Annotated in this window: 17 protein-coding genes, 1 other RNA gene and 1 other annotated feature; of the genes, 2 read left to right on the top strand and 16 right to left on the bottom strand. The window is 38.2% G+C overall.

Going from position 1 to position 22,490, the window contains the following annotated elements:
* Positions 1-6: 6 nt before the first annotated feature.
* The 6 genes from AC3WOM_RS18075 to hisS form a co-directional block, all read right to left on the bottom strand.
* The gene (locus AC3WOM_RS18075; RefSeq protein ID WP_492447865.1) at positions 7-726 is read right to left on the bottom strand and encodes a sugar isomerase domain-containing protein; all 720 of its coding nucleotides are present in this window, start codon (positions 724-726) and stop codon (positions 7-9) included.
* Positions 727-730: 4 nt separating this feature from the next.
* Positions 731-1,453 (bottom strand): GntR family transcriptional regulator, encoded by a 723-nt coding sequence (locus AC3WOM_RS18070; RefSeq protein ID WP_353051160.1) that lies wholly within the window; start codon positions 1,451-1,453, stop codon positions 731-733.
* Positions 1,454-1,484: 31 nt separating this feature from the next.
* Complete coding sequence (gene nagA / locus AC3WOM_RS18065) at positions 1,485-2,642, bottom strand: N-acetylglucosamine-6-phosphate deacetylase (RefSeq protein ID WP_492447845.1); 1,158 nt, start codon at positions 2,640-2,642, stop codon at positions 1,485-1,487.
* Positions 2,643-2,875: 233 nt separating this feature from the next.
* Positions 2,876-3,076, bottom strand: a non-coding RNA gene (gene ssrS / locus AC3WOM_RS18060) — 6S RNA.
* 139 nt (positions 3,077-3,215) lie between these two features.
* Entirely contained in the window at positions 3,216-4,985 is a 1,770-nt protein-coding gene (gene aspS / locus AC3WOM_RS18055) for an aspartate--tRNA ligase (protein ID WP_492447843.1), read from the bottom strand.
* 198 nt (positions 4,986-5,183) lie between these two features.
* Positions 5,184-6,449 (bottom strand): histidine--tRNA ligase, encoded by a 1,266-nt coding sequence (gene hisS, locus AC3WOM_RS18050; protein WP_427547357.1) that lies wholly within the window; start codon positions 6,447-6,449, stop codon positions 5,184-5,186.
* A gap of 206 nt (positions 6,450-6,655) precedes the next feature.
* Positions 6,656-6,898 (bottom strand) — a binding site (T-box leader).
* A gap of 164 nt (positions 6,899-7,062) precedes the next feature.
* On the opposite strand from hisS, the gene AC3WOM_RS18045 reads away from it, so the two are divergent.
* On the top strand, positions 7,063-8,634 hold the full coding sequence (locus AC3WOM_RS18045; protein ID WP_492447840.1) for an N-acetylmuramoyl-L-alanine amidase family protein: 1,572 nt from the start codon (positions 7,063-7,065) through the stop codon (positions 8,632-8,634).
* Between the two features lie 59 nt (positions 8,635-8,693).
* Here AC3WOM_RS18045 and AC3WOM_RS18040 read toward each other — a convergent pair whose 3' ends face one another.
* From AC3WOM_RS18040 to AC3WOM_RS18005, 8 genes are all read right to left on the bottom strand, one after another.
* Positions 8,694-10,100, bottom strand: coding sequence for a YfcC family protein (locus AC3WOM_RS18040; RefSeq protein WP_427547351.1), 1,407 nt, complete (start codon positions 10,098-10,100; stop codon positions 8,694-8,696).
* A 152-nt stretch (positions 10,101-10,252) separates the two neighbouring features.
* Entirely contained in the window at positions 10,253-11,560 is a 1,308-nt protein-coding gene (locus AC3WOM_RS18035) for a MarR family transcriptional regulator (RefSeq protein ID WP_492447838.1), read from the bottom strand.
* Positions 11,561-11,677: 117 nt separating this feature from the next.
* Positions 11,678-11,893 (bottom strand): DUF2642 domain-containing protein, encoded by a 216-nt coding sequence (locus AC3WOM_RS18030; RefSeq protein ID WP_427547345.1) that lies wholly within the window; start codon positions 11,891-11,893, stop codon positions 11,678-11,680.
* 72 nt (positions 11,894-11,965) lie between these two features.
* The gene (dtd, locus tag AC3WOM_RS18025; RefSeq protein ID WP_427547343.1) at positions 11,966-12,406 is read right to left on the bottom strand and encodes a D-aminoacyl-tRNA deacylase; all 441 of its coding nucleotides are present in this window, start codon (positions 12,404-12,406) and stop codon (positions 11,966-11,968) included.
* 69 nt (positions 12,407-12,475) lie between these two features.
* Complete coding sequence (locus AC3WOM_RS18020) at positions 12,476-14,671, bottom strand: RelA/SpoT family protein (protein WP_492447837.1); 2,196 nt, start codon at positions 14,669-14,671, stop codon at positions 12,476-12,478.
* A 209-nt stretch (positions 14,672-14,880) separates the two neighbouring features.
* Positions 14,881-15,795 (bottom strand): pseudouridine-5'-phosphate glycosidase, encoded by a 915-nt coding sequence (locus AC3WOM_RS18015; RefSeq protein ID WP_492447836.1) that lies wholly within the window; start codon positions 15,793-15,795, stop codon positions 14,881-14,883.
* Between the two features lie 4 nt (positions 15,796-15,799).
* Positions 15,800-16,891, bottom strand: coding sequence for a carbohydrate kinase (locus tag AC3WOM_RS18010; protein WP_492447835.1), 1,092 nt, complete (start codon positions 16,889-16,891; stop codon positions 15,800-15,802).
* A gap of 102 nt (positions 16,892-16,993) precedes the next feature.
* Positions 16,994-18,253 (bottom strand): MFS transporter, encoded by a 1,260-nt coding sequence (locus AC3WOM_RS18005; RefSeq protein WP_492447864.1) that lies wholly within the window; start codon positions 18,251-18,253, stop codon positions 16,994-16,996.
* Positions 18,254-18,433: 180 nt separating this feature from the next.
* Between AC3WOM_RS18005 and AC3WOM_RS18000 the strand changes: the two genes are divergently transcribed.
* Positions 18,434-18,892, top strand: a complete 459-nt coding sequence (locus AC3WOM_RS18000; RefSeq protein ID WP_492447834.1) for a MarR family winged helix-turn-helix transcriptional regulator — start codon at positions 18,434-18,436, stop codon at positions 18,890-18,892.
* A 462-nt stretch (positions 18,893-19,354) separates the two neighbouring features.
* Here AC3WOM_RS18000 and AC3WOM_RS17995 read toward each other — a convergent pair whose 3' ends face one another.
* Both AC3WOM_RS17995 and recJ read right to left on the bottom strand, forming a co-directional pair.
* Positions 19,355-19,867, bottom strand: a complete 513-nt coding sequence (locus AC3WOM_RS17995; protein ID WP_427547328.1) for an adenine phosphoribosyltransferase — start codon at positions 19,865-19,867, stop codon at positions 19,355-19,357.
* A gap of 33 nt (positions 19,868-19,900) precedes the next feature.
* The gene (gene recJ, locus AC3WOM_RS17990; protein ID WP_492447833.1) at positions 19,901-22,219 is read right to left on the bottom strand and encodes a single-stranded-DNA-specific exonuclease RecJ; all 2,319 of its coding nucleotides are present in this window, start codon (positions 22,217-22,219) and stop codon (positions 19,901-19,903) included.
* Between the last annotated feature and the right edge of the window lie 271 nt (positions 22,220-22,490).

Raw genomic sequence — 22,490 nt, 5'->3', positions numbered from 1 at the left:
CGTTTTTCAATTAAAGTTAATCCGATGCTGATAATTAGTTATCAAAGTCTCATTATGAGACCGATTGGATTCAACATTATTGCTTTCAAAAACTGGTAATACACTTCCTTCGCTTGCCATATTCTTTATCACTTCACTAAATAATGCATTTAAAATAAATGACCCAATCACTGTGGAAGCGGGTGCAAATTGAATTTCATTGTAGTTTAGTACACCATCGCCTATTGGTGTATGTGTGTTCATCATAATATCCACTATTTCCTCTAAACGTTTTCCACTTGGATGACGCGAGGGCTGATCATGGTATTTAAGAGATTGCAGTGACATAACGAGTATCCCTGATTGTTTCGCTAGAATTGCTGCATCAATAGGTGCAGAATTTCGTCCTGAAGTGGAGATGACGATACATACATCATTTTCATAAAAGTCAAATTGCTCCTTATACTGATCTATAATCGTCGGATCCTTTTCATTTTTGGATGATGTTATAGCACCTGCATGTAATGTTAAAGGTTCAATAATAATCGGACGTACAGGCACAAGACCACCCGCACGATAAAATGCATCCTGTGCTAAAAGCTGAGAATGACCACAACCAAATAATTGCACAATCCCGCCACGTTGAAGCCGTTGTACAATCAACTGCGCAGCTTCAGTTATACGAGCATGTTCTTGCTCTTGTACGGTTTGCATTAACCTTTGTATTTCTTGAAAGTATGCATTCATAGTATCACCTTTTAATTTCACTAATGAATTTGTATCGATCAGCTCGATAAGTACTGCGCACAAGCTCAAACGGAACCCCATCTGATAAATAACTTGTACGTTTAATAATTAAGACAGGTGCTGTATGATTAATTTGCAAAAATTTACTATCCTCTTTTGTTACAATAGCTGCCTCCATTTGTTGAATAGCATTACCAATTTTTTGATGGAATTTTGCTTCAATCAAAGCATACAATGACCCCATAATTTTCTTTTCATCTAACTCGGGATACACTTTTACTGGAATGTATGTTCTTTCGATTGCCATTGGCTTAGAATCCGCATTACGAATTCGCACTACAAAGAATACCTCTTCGCCAGGCTCTAACATTAAATCTCCTGCCACATCGACTGGAGGTACAATTTTTTCAAAGCGTAGAACCCTACTGCTTGGTTCCATCCCTCTAGCCCGCATGTCTTCTGTGAAACTCGTTAATCCCTTTAATGGCTGCTCCAATTTCGGATTAGCTACATAGGTGCCTCTTCCTTTTTCACGATACAGTAAGCCACTATTCACTAAGTTTGTAATAGATTGACGAACAGTCATTCTACTGACATCAAATTGCGTCGAAAGCTCACGTTCAGAAGGAATGTTTTCTCCAATCTTGTATTCTTCTAAATAAATGCGTTGTTTAATAATCTCTTCTATTTGTATATAGATAGGTATATGAGAATTTTTATCTAACAAGTCTTGCACCATCCTTATCGCCTCTTTACTTTCATTTCTCAAATACAACTTTACCTTGACAAATAGTTTTTTGCACATTTAATTTTTCATCAAGTAATACAAAATCTGCATCAAAGCCTTCTGCGATACGCCCCTTTGTTGTAAGCTGTAATTGATTAGCAGCATTTGTAGAGGACATTGCAACAATTTCCTGCCAGGAGCAATTTGTGATCGCTTTCATATTTTTTACTGCTTGTTCCATCGTTAACACGCTGCCAGCTAAGGCTCCATTAGTCAAATGTGCCCCTTCCTTAGAAACATGAACGGTTTGACCACCTAAATCAAAATCACCGTACTGTAAACCTTTCGCTCGCATTGCATCGGTAATTAAAATTATTCCTTGAGCCCCCTTAGTCCGATACGCCAGCTTGACAGCCTGAGGATGACTATGCACAAAATCTGCAATGATTTCAACCTTCACCGCATCCTCTACTAACACGCCTCCTACGACACCTGGATTGCGATGATGAAAAGGACGCATTTGATTATATAAATGTGTAGCCTGCCTTACACCAAGGTCAACTGCCCTCTCCACATCCTCAATGGTTGCATCAGAATGTCCTATAGAAGGTATTACCTGTGAGTTCTTTAACGATTCAAGAAAGGCAAAGCCTCCCTCTACCTCAGGGGCAATCGTTATTTGTTTGATGCGTTGGTTACTTATTTTTTGCCATGCTGCAAATTGCTCGATGGAGGGTAGTATAATGTATTCTACTGGCTGAGCACCTGCCCTTTTTTTGGAAACGTATGGTCCCTCTAAATGGACTCCTAATAAGCCTGCTTCATCTTCACTATTTTCAAAAATTGCAATATTGGCTAAAGCGCTTTCAATTGCTTCTATTGATTGTGTCATTGTAGTAGCAAGAAATCCTGTTACACCCTCTTTTACTAAAGAACGAGCTATTTGATGTAAGGCAGATGGGGTTGCATCCATTGTATCGTGACCGGCAGAACCATGAATATGCATATCAATATAGCCAGGAAGCAAGAACCAATTTTTATCTTTGCCATCAATATAATGCTCAGTACTATCGGATAATGCATGACTTATTTTTATGATCTTTTTATTGTCAATCAGCAAATCGCCCTTAAATGGCATCTTATCGTGATTGACAATCGTAACATTTGAAATTAATAGTGTCCCCTTCAATGAGTCACCCCCTTTATTCCCTTATGAAGGAGCATTGTTGAAGCAAACAACTATACCAATCTATCTTGGTATAGTTGTCTATACCAATTATATGCCGCTTTCACAAAAATAAAAAGTAATTTTTTCATATTTTCTAAATTTTCCTTTAAAACTTGATGATTCACTAGCCTTTTCGCTTTTTTGAGCAATAAAAAAAAGAGCCATACATGCTCCTTTTGTTTCATTATGTATTGACGAATCCCGATTGTGCCGTAATGCCAAGAAACATTCGTTTTGAACCCGCAATTCGCAGGGGGGTGCCCGCTTTGCAGTTTTAAACGTCCCGCTCCTTGTTAGGGCATGTTTGCGACTACAAAATGAAGGCTCCCAATTCTATAATGTTCGGTCAAAACTGTTAGGTAGAATCAGCAGATAAACAAACACATCAGGATTCGTATTACAGCTATCATAACATCATATTTCAGATAATTCAAACGATTTTTTCAATTAAAATATAAATTACTGCGAAAACGCAAAAAATACCTAGATTCCCAACATTTTTTGCTAGAGAATCCAGGTATTTAGAAGTACTAATTATCTTTTAAATGCTTTAATCGCTAAATTTAACTCATCCAATTGTTCTGAAGAAACAGCACTTGGTGCATTTGTTAATAGGCAGCTAGCACTTGCTGTTTTCGGGAATGCAATTGTGTCACGTAAATTGTTGCGACCTGCTAGTATCATGACGAAGCGGTCAAGACCAAATGCTAGACCTGCATGTGGTGGCACACCGTATTCAAATGCTTCTAATAGGTAGCCAAATTGTGCTTTTGCTTCCTCTTCTGAGAAACCAAGTAATGCGAACATTTTTTCCTGTAACTCACGCTCATAAATACGAAGTGAGCCTCCACCAAGCTCATAGCCATTTAATACGATATCGTAGGCTTGTGCACGTACAGCAGAAGGATCAGTTTCCATTAATGGAATATCCTCATCAAATGGACGTGTAAACGGGTGATGTGCTGCTTTGTAGCGACCATCTTCCTCAGAGTATTCCAATAGTGGCCAATCTGTAATCCATAGGAAAGCAAATTGAGATTCATCAATCAAGTCTAAGTCATGGCCTAATTTCGTACGAAGCGCACCAAGAGAAGCAGCTACTACAGATGCTTGATCAGCAACAAATACTAGAATATCTCCAACTTCTGCTTTCATACGCTCTATTAATGCACTTGCTAATGCTTCATCAAAGAATTTCGCAATCGGACCATTTAAGCCTTCCTCTGTTACCTTTAACCAAGCAAGACCTTTTGCTCCATAAATACCAACGAATTTTGTTAATTCATCCATATCTTTACGAGAGTATCTATCTGCAGCACCTTTAATATTAATACTTTTTACTTGTTTTCCTTGTGCTACTGTATCAGCAAATACTTTAAAACCACAGCCATCAAAAATATCATTTAAAGCAACAAGCTCTAAGCCAAAACGTACGTCAGGTTTATCTGAGCCGTAACGGTCCATTGCCTCTTGATATTTCATGCGTTGGAACGGAGCAGGAATATCAATACCTTTAACTTCCTTCATAACTGCTTGGATTAAGCGTTCATTCATTTCTAAAATTTCTTCTTGTGTTAAAAAGCTTGTTTCAATATCGACCTGTGTAAACTCTGGCTGACGGTCAGCTCGTAGATCTTCATCACGGAAGCAACGTGCAATTTGGAAGTATTTCTCAAAGCCTGCCACCATTAATAATTGTTTAAATAACTGTGGTGATTGCGGCAATGCATAAAATTCACCTTCATGGACACGTGAGGGTACTAAATAGTCACGAGCTCCCTCTGGAGAAGATTTTGTTAAAATTGGTGTCTCCACTTCTAGGAAATCTTCGTTTTGTAAGAAATTACGAATTGTACGTGTTACATCTGAACGCAGCTTAAATGTATCATACATAACTGGACGACGAAGGTCTAAATAGCGGTATTTTAAACGTAGATCTTCAGAAACATCCGTACGGTCTTCGATTTGGAATGGCGGTGTTTTTGCTGTATTAATTACAATTAATTTCGATGCCTCTACCTCAATCTTTCCATTTGGCACATTTGGATTAATTTGATCTTCTGCTCGAAGGATAACTGTCCCTTTCACTTCAATAACATATTCACTACGTACTTTATCTGCTAAAGCATGTGCCTCAGCAACATCAGGACTAAAAACAACCTGTGTGATGCCAGTACGATCACGTAGATCAATAAAAATTAAACCACCTAGGTCACGGCGGCGTTGTACCCAACCTTTTAATACGACTTTTTCGCCTTGTAACCGTTCTGATAATTCGTTACTAGCATGTGTTCTTGTAGCCATTTTAACAATTCCTCCAAATGATTTATTTACTTATGTAGTATACATTTCCTACTAAGTAGTGAATTGCTGCCAAGGAATCTTCGTTTTTTGTTAAACATTATCTGTCCAAAATGAAAAGTATGTTTCATCAGTAATTGGACAGATAATGCCTTTGTCTATCAATTCCGATCTTGGCAATATGATGATGCTTGTGTTCATTTATTGTTTTAATAGGTAATTTACTAATTCTGAGAAAGCGACTTTTTGTTGTTCGCCTGATTCCATATGTTTAACAGCAGCCACTTGCTCTTCAAGCTCTGTTTCTCCTAGAACAATCGTATATTTTGCACCTAAACGGTCAGCGGATTTCATTTGTGCCTTCATTTTGCGATCCAAATAATCCATCTCAGTGGCAATGCCCTTGGCGCGGAAGGTACTTGTTAATTCTACTGCTTTTAGCTTCGCTTCATCACCCATTGCAATCATATAGACATCAAGACCTGATGCTGTGTCTAATTCAACTCCCTCGGCTTCAAGAGCTAGTAAAAGACGCTCAATACTTAATGCAAAACCGATTCCCGGTACATCTGGTCCACCAATTTCTTCGACTAGTCCATTGTAGCGCCCTCCACCACAAAGAGTCGTAATAGCGCCAAAGCCAGAAGCTGTTGACATAATTTCAAATGTCGTATGATTGTAATAATCAAGACCTCTCACAAGATTTGGATCAACCTCATATGAAATACCTAAAATATCTAAATACGTTTTAACTTGAGCGAAATAGGCTGCTGATTCCTCAGTTAGGAAATCCGTTAATGCTGGTGCAGAATTCATTAATGGATGCTCACGGTCCACTTTACAGTCTAGGATGCGCAATGGATTTTTTTGTAATCGATTTTGACAATCTGTACAAAATTCATGAATATGTGGTTCAAAATGCTGGAGCAGTGCCGTACGATGTGTATCGCGTGTAACTTTATCGCCAAGTGAATTGATGACTAATTTTAAATCCTTTAAGCCTGCTGATTCATAAACATCCATGGCTAGTGCAATCACTTCAGCATCAATAGCTGGATCAGCTGAACCAATTGCCTCCACTCCAAATTGAACAAATTGACGATAACGTCCAGCTTGCTGACGCTCATAACGGAACATAGGTCCTATATAGGATAGCTTAACTGGCTGATCAGGAGCACCGAACATTTTATGCTCAACATAGGCTCGAACTACACCAGCTGTGTTTTCAGGACGTAGCGTTAATGAACGCCCACCACGATCCTCAAAGGTATACATTTCTTTTTGTACAACATCAGTTGTTTCACCAACACCACGTGCAAATAAATCTGTTTGCTCAAAAATAGGTGTACGGATTTCGTTATAACGATAAACATGACAAATATCTCGAATAATCGCTTCGACTTTTTGCCATTTCTCTGATTGCCCCGGCAATATATCCTGCGTCCCACGTGGTACCTTAAAACTCATATAACTACCTCCTCTATTGATTGCTTATGAAAGATTTTTGAGTACCTGCTCGTTTAAACGAAGTTCTTTCTCTTAGGTGAGCAGATTCTCCCCCTTTTAAGCGACTCTTCTCTCAAATTGAGTCGATTCGCTTTTGAGAGACTCTCCCCCAATTGAGCGGACCCCAATTTTTTAGAAACAAAAAAGCTCCCGCCACCTTGCATATTGCAAGGGACGAGAGCTATAGAAGCTTCCGCGGTTCCACCCTAGTTGACGCGCTTAACAACGAGCGTCCTCCTCATAATCGGATAACGGCCGATTCCGTTTTTTCCTACTAAGTTTTACTTTTCAGAAAAAAGCCTCTCAAGTGTTGTTCACGTTATACGTTTTTGTAGGAAAGATTGCAGCCTAGGTCTTTCCCTCTCTTTTCCAATAGAGGTATACGCTACTTGCTTGGTCATAAGCAGTGAATCATTTTTTAATTACCCCTTATGTTAGTCACAACGAAAGACAATGTCAACTGTTTTTGTATTTTTAACGAAACAGTTGCGAAAACAACAAATTCCATTACCATTTTCCCACGAATTCTATTACTAAAGCATGGTAAAATAGCACAAGGAATAGGAGGAATTTGATGAGGACAAAACTTTTACATATCATGATCATCTTCTTGCTAATGTTAACGATTGCCATTCCAAGTAAAATTAATGTTCAAAGTGCGTTTGCCGACACCAGTGATTTAAAAGTGACGGGGACAATTCTTCATTTACGTGAGGGACCAGGACTGTCCTATCCCATTATTACAACGTTAGAAGAGGGTGATTCCTTAACTTCTATTGGTCGAGAAGGAGACTGGATTCAAGTAAAAACAGGCAATGACGAAGGTTGGGTAGCATCATGGCTAACTGCTCCTATAAATGCTAAACAAACGATTGATAAAACCGTTATTTCACAGGTTGATCGTCTTAATATTCGCACGGAACCTGATATTTCTTCTGCAGTTCTTGGGCAACTATCAACGGGTAAACAAGCTAATCTGATTGAAGAAAGTGGCGAATGGGCGAAAATTGATTGGAACGGGCTAGTTGGCTGGGTTTCGACAGATTATGTTACCATTAATAAAATACCTGAGAAAAAATCTGATTCGGAAAAACCTGTCATTGAAGTATCGACAAAAAAGGTGAACAAGGATACAACATTTACAGTGTTAGTGGATACACTGAATGTTCGAAAAAAGCCCGATTTAAATGCGAAAAAAGTAGGTTCTGTTAAGAAGGGAAAAGCCTTTAAAGTATTAGCCCAAGAGCATAATTGGGTACAAATTCAGTACAGCAATAAAATAACTGGCTGGGTATATAGTTTTTATGGCACATTTTCAAATGTAGAAAAAACCAAATCTACATCTTCCTCATCTACAGAGCTGGAATCTGTGACTATTATCTATAATGGGACAAACCTACGGACAGATGCTACTACAACGGCTGAAGTTGTAGAACGTGTAGATGCAGGCAAAAGCTACCCTATTGTAGGTGCGAAAGATAATTTTTATGAAATACAATTAGATAACAAAACTGCATTTGTAGCGAACTGGGTCGTTACAACTACATCCAACAAAGCTGTGACAACCAAAAAGAATACATCTGAGCCTCGTAAAAAGGGAACGTTAAATGGTCTTACAATTGTTGTTGATGCAGGACATGGTGGAAATGATCATGGTACTACTGGTCAACGAGGTACTGATGAGAAGGAAATCACGTTGAAAACTGCTTCTCTGCTTGCTTCAAAGTTGAGTGCAGCAGGTGCAGATGTAGTAATGACTAGAGAATCAGATGAATATGTAGCACTTCGAAAACGTGTATCTATAGCCCATCAACATGAGGCAGATGCTTTTATTAGTATTCATTACGATGCGACGGACGATAGCTCCATTAATGGCTTTACATCATACTATTTAAACAGCAATCAAAAGGCCCTTGCTGAGGCCATTCATAATGGGCTTTCTAGTAAAATTGATTTAAGGGATCGTGGGGCCCAGCAAGGGAACTTCTTAGTGCTCAGGGAAAATCGACAAAAGGCTGTCCTTATTGAATTAGGCTTCTTAAGTAATGCAAGTGAGGAACGTGTTGTTACAACAGCAAAATTCCGAGAACAAGCAAGTCTGGGAATTTATCAAGGCATCTTAAATTATTTTAATGAAAGCGATTAAAATTCAAAAAGCTGTGCAGAAAGAAGATAATAATCTACTTTTCTGCACAGCCTTTTCTTTTAAGAGATTCCCAGTGCGACAGCCGCAATTAATGCAATACAGGCTATGACAGCCCAGCCAAGAATCATCTTCCAAATAAATTTAATCCATTTTTCATACGGAATGCCTGCCACAGCCAAATATGCCATCAATGCCGATGAAGTAGGAATAATAGAGTTAGTTAATGAATCTCCATATTGGAATGCTAAAACAGCAACTTGACGCTCTAAACCTAGTAAATCTGTAATAGGGATCATAATTGGCATTGTTGCTGCTGCCTGACCACTACCAGATGAGATAAACAAGTTTAAGAGGGCTTGAATAAATAACATCCCGATTGCACTAATGGAATGTGGCAAATGACCAATCGTTTCAGATGCAGCATAAACAATAGTATCAATAATTTTTCCCTGCTCAAGTACAACTGTAATGGCACGTGCAAAACCTACAATAAGTGCACCAAAGGTAACAGCCTTAGCCCCATCAATAAAGGAATCAAAAATTGTTCCAGGTTTTAATCCACCTAAAAGACCAGCAAGTAAACCCATAATTAAAAAGGATGCCGTTAATTGTGTTAAAAACCAGCCCCAGTTAAAGACTCCATAAATATTAAATCCAATACCACAAGCCATCGCAATGAACACTAATTTATGTTTTCCTGTTAAGGTTGGCATAGCAATTGTAGATAGATTTGTTTTAGCCTTTTGCTCAATGTCATAAATAACACTTGCTTGCGGATTCTTTTTTACTTTAAAGGCATAACGAGATACATAAAAAATTGCAAAGCCTAATACAAATACATACACAACAGCTCGGAAGCCAATTCCAGAAAATAAAGGTACATCAGCTAAGGATTGTGCAACCCCCACCGTAAATGGATTGAGCATTCCTCCAAAAAAACCACTAGCGGCACCAAGCGTAATCATAGCTGTTCCAGTGATTGCATCAAATCCCATTGCACGGGCAATCGCTACCCCTATCGGCACAAAAATAATTGTTTCTTCTGCCATTCCCATGGTGAAACCGCCAACAGAGAATAAAATCATTGATAATGGAATTAGCAGCTTCTCTCTGCCTTCTAATGCTTTTACACCCTTATAAACACCCGCCTCTATCGCACCAGTAGCACGAATAATCCCAAATACACCGCTTACTAGGAAAATATAAAATATAATCTGGGCTCCTTTTTCTAGCCCCATTGGAATGGCTGTAAACATTTCAAAAAATGATACGGGATCACTCTCAATATGATGATAGCTTCCATCTACAACCAGCATTCGACCTTCCTTGTCCTCTACACGGTCAAATTCCCCTGCTGGAATAATATAACTTAAAATACCTGCAAGAAAAATAATAGCAAAAATGATCGTATATGTATGAGGTACCTTTAGCCAGCTTTTCTTTTTTACAATTTGTTCATTTTCCATTTCTCCACCCACTTATCTTCAATAATTCAGACATTAGCGTTTTTCTAATTAATAGATATTCCTCCTTTTTATTTTTGTCGCTATATGTCGTTTAATTGAAAATAAATATACAATAGTTCAAATTTATTGTAAAGTATTAATTTTCTATCATTTCAGATTTCTAATAGATTAGTTGCTTTATACAACTTTCGCGGGCGACCCTGATGGTAAGGATGCTCTTCACCAGATAATACAAGAAATTTTTGCTCAATTAATCGATTAATCATTCTTTCTGCCGATCGACGAGAAAGATTTAAATACATTGATAATTCTGTTGCAGAAAAAGGTCGATTATTATTTAACTTAATAAATTGCCTAATTAAATTTAAATTTTTAGCACTCATTTTTAATTTTTCAGCAATCTCTAAAATATGCTGATCATTATTCGATAATGCTATTTTTTTATTATTTTCAAATAATGGTCTATGAAGTCGATTTTCTTCATCAACTAGGCACAAAACAGAGGAATGCTCGTCAAATTTTGTTGTAAAAAACAAAGCTTGGGAGGAATGTGTCTCAGCTTCATGTAATGAATATCCAAACCCTATTCCAATACGAAAAGACGTTTCGAATTGTACTTCAAACTGCTTCATTAACGATGTTAAATAAACCCTATCAAGCGTTTCAATCACCCCTCTAGTAGAAAAAATTAAGTAGGGCTCTTGAAGGGATTGAGCTACCCTTGCATAAAACATTTTGCATACTTTTTCCAAATTCTCCATCCATAACTGTTTATTTGCAATAGAGTTCTCTCTGCTACAAATTGATACAACAGCGATTTGTGATGAAATTAATAGGGTGTTTTTATAAGTATTAAGGGCTTTATTTACCGTCGATATAAAAGTCTGTTTCCTTTCGACCATATAGCTTGCTGGGACTCCAGCTTGTTGTAATGCTTCATAAACAGCATGTAAGCTAGTAAGTGCAAGCTCTGTCTTCCCTGCTCTATATAACTCCTTATGGAACATTATATAGTCATCAATCTGGAAGTGATCTATTTTTTCGTTTTGATCATATACCCAAGCGTAATCTATTGCATGCATCTCTGGAGATTGAATATCTGCCTCTTTTAAAACTTGATTTAGAACATCTTTTTTAGGTAAATCCATTGATAGGTTAGACAATTCTACCTTCTGGTTATGTTGTATGGATAGCAATGATAGGGATAATGTTAATTCATCAAAGGGAATATAGGTTGCTTGAATCTTTTTAGCTTTTATCTTATCCATACAGTAATAATAGGAAATTGATCCAGCAAATAATAAGATGTCTGCATGGTCAGCAGCCTCATCAATCAATTCAATACTTTGCTCAGGTACCATGTAAGGGAAATGAATAAATTGCACTTGAGGAAACACAGAAAAGTTTTGTTTTATGTTATTCCAGAAAAATAATGAACCAAGTACGGCTATCCTTTGCATCGTTTTACCTCCCTTTTATAAATGGCAGAATATTTAGATAATTATACAATAAAAATGGCTTTCCATCATGAAAAAAACCTTCAGTCACATATTGTGAATTGAAGGCATCTAAGTCATTTATTTTTTAACTGTTGCCAAGGTAACCCATACAATTTCCTCCATACGAATGAAGAAAGGTGTACGACTAATCTCCACAACGATATGGTCAGGTAATACTGAGGCTAATACACCTTGCTGAATATTTTTCTCGGTTTGTACTACAATAGCCTGACCAATCATCATGTTAAGAGTTTCGTATAAATATGGATTTGATATGCTTCCCATTTTCGTCATTTTTAAGACACTTCCTTCCTACAAAACTAACCATACTTTATAGTGTATGAAGGAAATATAGGAAATGTACCATTATTTTGACTCAAGAAGTATAGTAACTGGACCATCGTTTGTAAGTGCAACGTCCATCATCGCACCAAATATACCTGTCTCCACTTGTAAGCCGTGTAAACGTAAGGCATCATTAAAAGCCTGCCATAACGGCTCCGCAACTTCTGGTCTAGCTGCATTTATAAAACTTGGCCGATTCCCCTTTTTTGCATCCCCATACAATGTAAATTGTGAGACGGATAGTATAGCCCCTCCATGCTCTAAAATAGAATGGTTCATTTTTCCATCAGCATCTTCCCAAAGACGGAGATTAGCTATCTTTTTGGCTAAATAGTCTATATCCTCTTGTGTATCCTCATGTGTAATCCCTACCAAAAGGACATAACCATTATCAATAGCGCCTGTTACTTTCCCGTCAACCGTAACAGTGGCCGCTTTACTACGTTGTAAAACTACTTTCATTCTTTAAAACCTCAATTCTATCGTTGTAACTTTCCATCAATAAGAAAGTTAATCCAACCAAGGACTCTTTTAATTAATCACACGTTGCACTGAATAAATATCTGGAGTTTGTTTAATACGCTCTACAACTTTATGCAAATGTGAAATATTTGAAATTGATATTGTTAAATGAATAGTCGCCATTTTTTCACGATCAGCACGACCACTGACAGCTAAGATATTCGTTTTCGTTTCACTAACAATTTGCATAATTTCATTTAATATACCAGGTCGATCAAAGGCTGATACTTCAATATCAACTGGGTACTCTTTTTTCTCAGGAGTCAGTCCATTTTCCCACTCTACCTCTATCAAACGTTCCTGCTCATCCTCTATTTGAATGTTAGGACAATCTGCACGGTGTACTGAAACACCTCTACCTTTCGTAATAAAGCCGACAATGTCATCTCCAGGCACAGGTGTACAACAACGCGAAAGTCGGATAAGCATATTGTCAATACCTTTTACGATAACACCTGATTCTGTGCGCTTTTGTGGAACAAGAGTCTTCATTTTTTGCTCGATTTTCTCGAGTGCTTCTTCCTGCTCACGCTCTTTACGGCGTTTTTCTGCTAATCGATTAACAACTTGCTGTGCAGTTATACCATTAACACCAACAGCTGCATATAAATCCTCTTCGTTTGTGTAGTTAAATTTGTCGCAAACACGTTTTAAATTCTCAGCTGACATGGTTTCCTTCATGTCATAATCCTGTGCACGGATTTCCTTTTCAATCATCTCTTTGCCTTTGATAATATTTTCTTCACGAAGATGACGTTTGAAAAACTGTTTTATTTTATTTTTCGCCTGTGAGGATTGCGCTATTTTAAGCCAATCACGACTTGGGCCAAAAGATTGTTTAGAGGTTAAAATCTCAATGATATCTCCCGTTTTCAAAGGTGTATCAAGCGGTACCATTTTACCATTGATTTTCGCGCCAATTGTACGATTTCCGACTTCTGAATGCACACGGTATGCGAAGTCGATAGGTACAGAACCTGCTGGTAATTCAATGACATCTCCCTCAGGTGTGAAGACATAAACCATATCAGAAAATAAATCAAATTTTAAGGACTCCATAAATTCCTCAGCATTTGAGGATTCATTTTGAAACTCTAAAATTTCACGGAACCATGTTAATTTTTGATCAACATTTTGTTTTTCAGTATCAATCTTTTTACCTTCTTTATAGGCCCAATGTGCAGCAATCCCGTACTCAGCAATCTTATGCATTTCCTTTGTACGAATTTGCACCTCTAAGGGGTCACCATAAGGGCCAATTACTGTCGTATGCAGTGATTGATAAAGGTTTTGCTTAGGCATTGCAATATAATCCTTAAAGCGCCCAGGCATCGGCTTCCATAATGTATGCACGATTCCTAGCACAGCATAGCAATCTTTAATACTATCGACCAATACACGAATGGCTAATAAATCATAAATCTCATTAAATTGTTTTTTTTGTAACACCATTTTGCGATAGATGCTGTAGATGTGTTTTGGACGACCATAAATATCCGCATCAATTTCGACCTCTGTAAGCTGTGACTTCATCTCAGCCATAACATTTTCTAAATACGCCTCACGTTCATCGCGTTTTTTCTTCATTAGACTAACAATGCGGTAATATTGCTGTGGATTTAAATAACGAAGAGCTGTATCCTCAAGCTCCCATTTAACTGTCGAAATTCCAAGACGATGCGCAAGCGGTGCAAAAATTTCAAGCGTCTCTTTGGAGATACGGCGTTGCTTTTCAGCAGGTAAATGCTTGAGCGTCCGCATATTGTGTAGACGATCAGCAAGTTTAATTAAAATGACACGAATATCCTGTGCCATAGCAACAAACATTTTACGATGATTTTCTGCTTGTTGCGCTTCTTTTGATAAATATTTAATTTTCCCCAACTTTGTCACGCCATCAACAAGCATTGCAACCTCTTCGCCGAATTCGCGAACTAAATCGTCGCGCGTAAAATCTGTATCCTCGACAACATCATGTAAAAAACCAGCCGCAACTGTTTCAGGGTCCATTTGTAATTCAGCCAAAATACCAGCTACTTGCACTGGGTGAATAATATACGGTTCACCTGAGCTTCGGAATTGCTCAATATGGGCATTTCTCGCTAATTCATATGCTTTTTTCACGAATGCGACATTTTCATCATTCATGTAGGATTTGACTAACTCAAATACGTCCTCGGGAGTCAAAATTTGCTCTTTCGCCATAACATGTCCACCTTGCTCGTCAAATTTTTCAGATTAGATATAAATTTAATTGTATAAAATATTGTAGCCTATTGTAAAGTGACTGTGTCATTTTGTTTAGTTAATCTCGTGAACAATGTGAAAAATGGGAGAATTTTTCTTCATAATGAATAAAAAGACCCTCTGCGAATGTAATATTTCGCAAAGAGTCTCTCTTTTCGTATAATTGGTTAGCTTAATTTATTATACGCAACAGCAATTTTAGCCCCTACAACTGCATTATTTTTTACTAATGCAATGTTTGCATCAAGACTTTTACCCTCTGTTAATTCTTTTACTTTTCCAAGTAAGAATGGCGTAACGTTTTTGCCTTGGATACCATTTTCTTCTGCTTCTATTAGCGCTTTTTCAATGATTTCTGTAATGAATGCATGCTCAAGCGCCTCAGACTCAGGAATAGGATTCGCAATGACCGCTCCGCCCTTCAAGCCTAATTGCCATTTTGCACGTAACATCTCTGCCACTTCTTCTGGTGTATCAAGTTTAAAGTTAACATCGAAACCACTTTGACGAGTATAGAACGCAGGTACCTCATCTGTGCCATATCCAACGACAGGTACACCCTTAGTTTCAAGATATTCTAATGTTAAACCAATATCTAAAATAGATTTAGCACCTGCACAAATTACAGCCACATTTGTTTGTGCCAATTCTTCTAAATCTGCTGAGATATCCATCGTAGTTTCAGCGCCTCGATGAACACCACCAATACCGCCTGTTACGAAAATTTCAATACCTGCAAGTTCCGCACAAATCATTGTTGCCGCAACAGTTGTCGCACCTAATTTTTTTGTTGCCAATAAATAACCTAAATCACGACGTGAAGTTTTCGCTACTCCTTGCGCATTACCGAACATTTCAAGCTCTTCATCTGATAAACCGATTTTAATTTTCCCATCAATTAATGCAATCGTTGCTGGAACTGCACCATTGTCGCGGATAATTTGTTCTACTTCACGCGCAGTTTGGACGTTTTGAGGGTATGGCATGCCGTGAGAGATAATTGTTGATTCTAATGCTACGATTGGTAAACCCTTTACCTGTCCTGCTTTTACTTCCTCTGATAATACGATGAATTCTTTCATGTTGTTATTCCTCCATTTCACTTTTTAACAAATCTACGGATAATTCAGGTCTTACTGTATATGGGGATGCCAGTGTATTTTTAGCATTTGTTAAACCAGCATCAATACATGTTGCAAAGGATTGTCCAGTAAGCCAGCTATGAATCACAGCGCTGACAAAGGCGTCCCCTGCACCTGTTACATCTTCAATCTTTTCAATAATCTTAGCCTTAAAATGACTTGGCTTAATTGAAGTCGATGCTGCAAATACACCTTTACTTCCTGCTGTAATAATGACATGCTCTGCACCTAACTGAAGTAGTTGCATTAATGCTTTTTCATAATCGGCAGCGCTTTCAATTGCATGTCCAACAATTGTTTCTGCTTCGTCCGTGTTACAAATAAACCAAGTAACCCCTTGCAATGTATCAGGTAGTCGATTCATTTTAGGGGAAGACACAGGCACAATGACTAACGGAATTTCACGAGCAATTGCCATTTGTTGAATATAGGCTACTGTTTCCTTAGGGCAATTTAAATCCAAAATAAAGCATCCAGCATTGACAAGCATCGCCTCATGCTTTTTTAATAAGCTTGGCAGCAAGAGATCATAAACTACCATGTTAGCAACAGCCAGTGCTAGCTCTCCCTGCTCGTCCATTATTGCAGTATAGGAGCCAGTTGAAGTATCTGGTAATTGCTCGACATAACGTAAATTCATAAATGACTCGGAAGCCTCTTGGATTACTTGCCAATCAGCATCCTTACCTGCCGTTGTTAGTAATGTTACCTGATGATTTAGCCTACCTAGGTTCTCAGCAATGTTTCGCCCAACACCACCCACGCTAAATGAAGAGCTTGCAGGATTAGAAGTACCAAATTGAACGTTACCCTTCACGTGAAATTTTCGATCTAGATTTGCGCCACCGATACAAATAATTTCATTTTCCTCGGGTAAAATATACGCACGTCCTACTATTTTTCCCTGCTTCGTTAAGCTCGACACTAAGTTGGCCAGGACTGGACGAGATAGATTCATCTTATCCGCCATCTCTTGCTGAGACATAAACGGATTTTGACGAATTAATGCCAGTACCGCCTGTTCTCTTTCATTCATAGCATCACCTTTTATTATATTTGTTTATATTATAAACTTTTGTTTATTAAAAGTCAAAAAAAAATGAACCCAATAACGATCATTGAGTTCCTCTTTTCATTCTTATTCAGCATGAGCCTGTCTCTGTGGCTGTTTTTTTACCATAATAACAAATAAGCTTGCTAACGCACAGAAAACACCTGCAAGGAAAAAAGCCCATGTATAAGAATTGAAAAACTTATAAATAAGCCCTCCACCGTAAGCAGCTAAAGCAGCACCTGCCTGGTGTGATGCAAAAATCCATCCATAAATAACACCACTTTTATTCGTGCCAAAAGTTTGTCTAGCAATACTAATGGTAGGAGGTACAGTGGCAATCCAATCTAATCCGTAAAATATTGTAAAGATTGCTAGTAAGGAAAGTGAACCTTGTGTTAATGCGTAAGGTAGTAACAGCAAGGACATCCCTCTTAAAAGATAGTACCAAAACAATAACCACCGATTATCAAAACGATCTGACAGCCAACCTGACAAAGTAGTACCAACGAGATTAAATATGCCCATAAAAGAAAGAAACGATGCGGCAGTGACTAGTGGTACACCAAAGCTAATACAATAAGAAACAAAATGAGTTCCGACTAATCCGCTTGTTGAAAGACCACAAATAAAGAAGCTTCCCGCTAATAGCCAAAACTCCTTAACCTTTACAGCCTCAAATAGTCCACTAAAGGCAATAATAATTGGATTTTTTTTATGAGGCTCTGAGGGTACTTCTAGCTCTTCTTCCTGTCCATAAGGTAGCATCCCAATATCTTGTGGCTTGTTTTTTATAAATAGCAAAATGATGACAAACATAAGCGTACTAAGCAGAAGAATTAAGCCAATCGCATGTCTCCAAGAAAACTGCTCAATGATAATAGCCAGTACAGGCAGTAAAATTAATTGACCTGTTGCTGTACTTGCTGTTAGAATCCCCACTGCTAACCCTCTTCTTTTTACAAACCAATGGTTGGCTACATATGGACTTAGCACAGTTAAAAAGAGGCTAGCCCCTAAACCAATTATTCCTCCCCAAATAATGATTAATTGCCATGATTGGCTCATAAAAAGTGTAAGTATCAAGCCTATTACAAGGGTAGCCATCGCTCCTAGCATCATCTTCTTTAAACCAGCTACTTCAAGTAATGCGGCCATAAATGGTCCAGAAAACCCATATAAAAATAAGCTAATCGCAAACGCTAGAGCAATTAAGGACCTATCCCAATTAAATTCCTTTTCAAATGAATTTATAAAAACTCCTGATGATGACATAGTAATACCAGCTACGATGATTGAGAAAAATGCAATAATGAGAATAAACCAACTATAATGAATACGCTTCACCATAACACCTTCATTTCCTGAAAGATTTTCAAATTAAACATGTATATACATGTTTTTGATTGCATTACATGTATGTACATATATAATGATAGTAAGAGCATTTATAGCTGTCAAGCAGTATTTCTCATATGTTAGGTGTATACTGAAGCTATCTGAATCCATAAAAGGGGAACTGAACTAATGGAGAATAATCTGAAGACTCTAGATTATACGCAGATATGTGTTTGCGCAAACCTTAGAAAAAAAACAAGATCTGTGACGCAATTGTATGACAAGTTGCTTCAGCCGACTGGTCTAAAGGTCACTCAATATTCAATGCTTGCCAATATTGCTCATCAACAAACCGTTTCGGTAAGTCGATTGGGTGAAATTTTGCAACTTGACCAAACCACTGTTACGCGAAATATAAATATTTTAAAACAAAGCGGCTATGTTGAATTAACAAGAAATCCACAAGATGCACGAACGAAGATCATTTCATTAACAGATAAGGGAATAGAAAAACTAAATGAAGCTACCCCTATTTGGCAAGCTATTCAAGAAAGGATTATTGCTGATATCGGCATTGATCAATATGCAAATTTCTATGACACATTAAGAACCATCCAAAAAATCATCCGCTCTTACGATGAAGTGTAGTTTTTATGGGGATTGAAACTTAATTGAAGAGTGCCTATGGACTTGATTGCTCGTATAATCATGGGGTGGACTGTTTTGAACGCTTACCTAAGCGATATGGCAGGAGACCCGAGCGGTTTTCATGTTTACCTGAGCGATTTGGCTGGGAACCCGAGCGATTTTCACGCACACCTGAGTGGAACTGCCGGCAACCCGAGCGATTTTTACACTTACCTGAGCGGAACTACGAGGGAACCGAGCGATTTTCACGCACACCTGAGCAAAACTACTGGCGAACCGAGCGATTTCACGCACACCTGAGCGAAACTACTAGCAACCCGAGCAATTTTTTTGCACACCTGAGCGAATCAGCTGTCAAACCGAGTAGTTTTTGACCCACTCACTGGAGCCATTTTGTCTGTCTGCCAAAATTCCATACAAAAAAAAGCGCCATAATCATGTGGCGCTTTCCTTTTAGCTGTATTAATATTCAATAAGTGTTTTCACGTTTAAATCGCCAAGTTTTGCACGACCATTTAGCTCTTTTAATTCAATTAGGAAGGCACAGCCAATAACCTGACCACCTAATTGCTCCACTAAACGAACTGTCGCTTCAACAGTGCCTCCTGTCGCAAGTAGATCATCACAAATTAACACCTTTTGACCTGGCTTAATTGCATCTTTATGCATAGTTAATGTATCTTTTCCGTATTCAAGACCATAATCAGCACTTACCACTTCACGCGGTAATTTCCCTGGTTTACGAACAGGGGCAAAGCCAATTTCAAGCGCGTAAGCAACTGGACATCCAATAATAAAGCCGCGAGCCTCTGGACCTACTATAATTTCTGCACCTAACTCTTTGGCATAAGTGACGATTTGATCAGTTGCATATTTATATGCAGGACCATTATCCATAATTGTTGTGATATCTTTGAAGCTAATGCCCTCTTTTGGCCAGTTCTCAACCGTTGTTACATATTGCTTTAAATCCATGATATTGCTCCTCCTACGAACCTTTTTCGTCTATTAATGTAATCGTTCATCAAACCATTGTTTTAATTCTATATAAGGGGCATAGACCAGCTTTTGCTCCATTTCAATCTGTTCTGAACGTTGTTTGTAAGACGGTGCCTCCGTAAGCTCCTGTTTTGTGGCATTCACGTTGACAGTCGTCAGTCCACTCTCCATTTTAACAAAACCAAGCTCAAAAAACACCTGTGTCATAAATTTTAATGCATCTAATGGCCAACCTGTATGCTTTGCTAAATCTGCTAAATGCATATTAAGTGGAAAAGCAGGGCGATTTTTCAAAAATTTATAGTACCAAGCAAATTGCTCGCGTGTTGGCAAGCCATTGAAATATTGTGAATCCGGCATATAAAAATGCGCATAAATACGGGATGGAGCAGTTTTTTGTAATACATTTTCTAACAGTTGAACATTTTGAGGTAAATCTAAAAGCACAACATAATTGGTTTGTCCCACATTTGAAAGTGAAGAATCTACTGCTAGAATAGGCTCACCAATAAGAGATTGGTAGTAAGTCAATGTCTCTGGACGGAAGGCAATAAATGTTGCTTCTTCTTTCGGAACTGTATTTAACCAGCGAGCCGTTTGACGGATACCGCGAATATCAAATAATTGCCACTCTGTTGTTTGAACATCTTCAATCATAAATTGTGCCTTTTTACGTCCCTGCCACTCATTAATTTGTAAATCCCCTGTAAAAGATATTTTTATGCCATATGTTAACTCTTCATGTAGATGACCTTTATTAAAGCCAACGCTATCTAATTTTTCATAGCCATCTGTCAACTCCATTTTAATATGGTTTTCAGCTGCACCTATTTTACGCATAGAGGCAATTTCCACATCCTCTAATACATAAATTGGCTTCGGAAAATCTGTACCAAATGGACCGAGCGTTGAAATCTCCTCGATAGCATCAGCAGAAATTTCATCTAGCTTTAAAGGTATATCGATAGCTAATACAGGTGTTAGCTGCTCCTCTGATAAACAAGCTTTTGCTTGAGCATCTAAGCGTAATCGTAATTCATCAACATGCTCGATAGATAATGTCATGCCGGCTGCCATAGGATGTCCACCAAAATGAGGTAGTATATCTCTATTTTTGGCTAGTTCATTGTATAAATGAAATCCTTCAATACTACGGGCAGAGCCTTTTGCTGTCCTTTTTTCATTGTCTAATGAAAGTACAATTGTTGGACGGTAATAAAGTTCAACAAGTCGAGATGCAACAATTCCCACAACACCTGCATTCCAGCCCTCTCCTGCAACGACTAAAACAAGTGAATTCCGAATTGTTTCATCTGATTCGATAAGAGCGATTGCCTGGTCTGTTATACTTTTAACAATATCTTTGCGCTCACTATTACATGCATTGAGCTGTTTTGCCAATGCTGTTGCCTTTGCATGATCCTCAGCCATTAATAGCTCTACACCAGGGGCCGCTTCTCCAAGACGACCAACTGCATTTAAGCGCGGACCAAAATAAAAGCCGATTGTTTCTTCATTAATCTTAGCTTGCTCAGTGCTTGCTACTTCACACATTGCCAGTACCCAAGGGCTTAGAGAACGGCGCATTTCTTCTATTCCGCGCTTTACAAGATAACGATTTTCATCCACTAATGGCACTAAATCTGCTACAGTTCCGACAGCTACCAATTCCATTAGATGTGTAGGTAACTCACCATATAAAGCATGTGCCAACTTAAAAGCTACACCCACACCTGCAAGCTCGCCAAATGGATAATGCCCTTCTGGTATGCGAGGATGTAAAATAATATCCGCTGGTGGTAATTCATCACCTGGTTCATGATGGTCAGTTACAATAACATCCATGCCAAGTTCCTTCGCAATACGAATTGGTTCAATGCCTGAAATTCCATTATCTACTGTAATAATTAGCTGAACACCCTCGTCAAATGCTTCACGAAATAGATCCTCATGTGGTCCATAGCCGTGAATAAAACGATTCGGTATTTTAAACGATACATCAGCTCCAAGATCAAGTAGCACATTTAGCATGACAGTTGTACTTGTCACACCATCGGCATCATAATCTCCATAAACTAATATTTTTTCTCCATTCTCAAGTGCTTGCTCAATACGTGCCACAGCTTCAGCCATATTATGCATTAAAAATGGATCATGAATATTTGCTTCTGTCATATTTAATAAACTCTCTGCATCAATGGTTGTTGCGCAGCCCCGTGCCGCTAAAATTTTCGCCGCAATTGCAGATAGCTGTAGGTCATTTTGTAATGTTTGTACGAGTTTGGCATCTGGTCGTTCCACTTGCCATCTTTTTTTCGATAAAATCATCTTCTCACTTCCTTACGAAGGCTATTATACCGAAAATCTATCTTATTCGCACTATCAGTTAGATTGATAGTTTTATCCATAAGATTCTTAATGCTATCGGTCTCATAAAAAAACCTACTCTATTAAAGAGTAGGCATGTTGTTGAAATACTATTATGTCAATGAAATCAAGGTGACAAATTAAAAAGTATAGTCCTTTTTCAAAACGAGGGGTTGATCTCCGTTCCTACTGAGTGCTTTCCTGGGGGCGTCCGATGAGCCGCTTCACTCGC

The sequence above is a fragment of the Lysinibacillus sp. FW301-JW8 genome, from assembly GCF_058788755.1.
The sequence above is the reverse complement of the archived record's forward strand: the minus strand, read 5'-3'. Positions and strand labels throughout refer to the sequence as shown.

Excerpts from the sequence above, each read along its gene's own strand:
- AC3WOM_RS18000 (WP_492447834.1), top strand. The coding sequence starts at position 18,434 with ATGGAGAATAATCTGAAGACTCTAGATTATACGCAGATATGTGTTTGC.
- dtd (WP_427547343.1), bottom strand. The coding sequence starts at position 12,406 with ATGAAAGTAGTTTTACAACGTAGTAAAGCGGCCACTGTTACGGTTGAC.
- recJ (WP_492447833.1), bottom strand. The coding sequence starts at position 22,219 with ATGATTTTATCGAAAAAAAGATGGCAAGTGGAACGACCAGATGCCAAA.
- AC3WOM_RS18020 (WP_492447837.1), bottom strand. The coding sequence starts at position 14,671 with ATGGCGAAAGAGCAAATTTTGACTCCCGAGGACGTATTTGAGTTAGTC.
- AC3WOM_RS18010 (WP_492447835.1), bottom strand. The coding sequence starts at position 16,891 with ATGAATGAAAGAGAACAGGCGGTACTGGCATTAATTCGTCAAAATCCG.
- AC3WOM_RS18015 (WP_492447836.1), bottom strand. The coding sequence starts at position 15,795 with ATGAAAGAATTCATCGTATTATCAGAGGAAGTAAAAGCAGGACAGGTA.
- AC3WOM_RS18045 (WP_492447840.1), top strand. The coding sequence starts at position 7,063 with ATGAGGACAAAACTTTTACATATCATGATCATCTTCTTGCTAATGTTA.
- aspS (WP_492447843.1), bottom strand. The coding sequence starts at position 4,985 with ATGGCTACAAGAACACATGCTAGTAACGAATTATCAGAACGGTTACAA.
- AC3WOM_RS18040 (WP_427547351.1), bottom strand. The coding sequence starts at position 10,100 with ATGGAAAATGAACAAATTGTAAAAAAGAAAAGCTGGCTAAAGGTACCT.
- AC3WOM_RS18075 (WP_492447865.1), bottom strand. The coding sequence starts at position 726 with ATGAATGCATACTTTCAAGAAATACAAAGGTTAATGCAAACCGTACAA.
- AC3WOM_RS18035 (WP_492447838.1), bottom strand. The coding sequence starts at position 11,560 with ATGCAAAGGATAGCCGTACTTGGTTCATTATTTTTCTGGAATAACATA.
- AC3WOM_RS18030 (WP_427547345.1), bottom strand. The coding sequence starts at position 11,893 with ATGACGAAAATGGGAAGCATATCAAATCCATATTTATACGAAACTCTT.
- AC3WOM_RS17995 (WP_427547328.1), bottom strand. The coding sequence starts at position 19,867 with ATGGATTTAAAGCAATATGTAACAACGGTTGAGAACTGGCCAAAAGAG.
- hisS (WP_427547357.1), bottom strand. The coding sequence starts at position 6,449 with ATGAGTTTTAAGGTACCACGTGGGACGCAGGATATATTGCCGGGGCAA.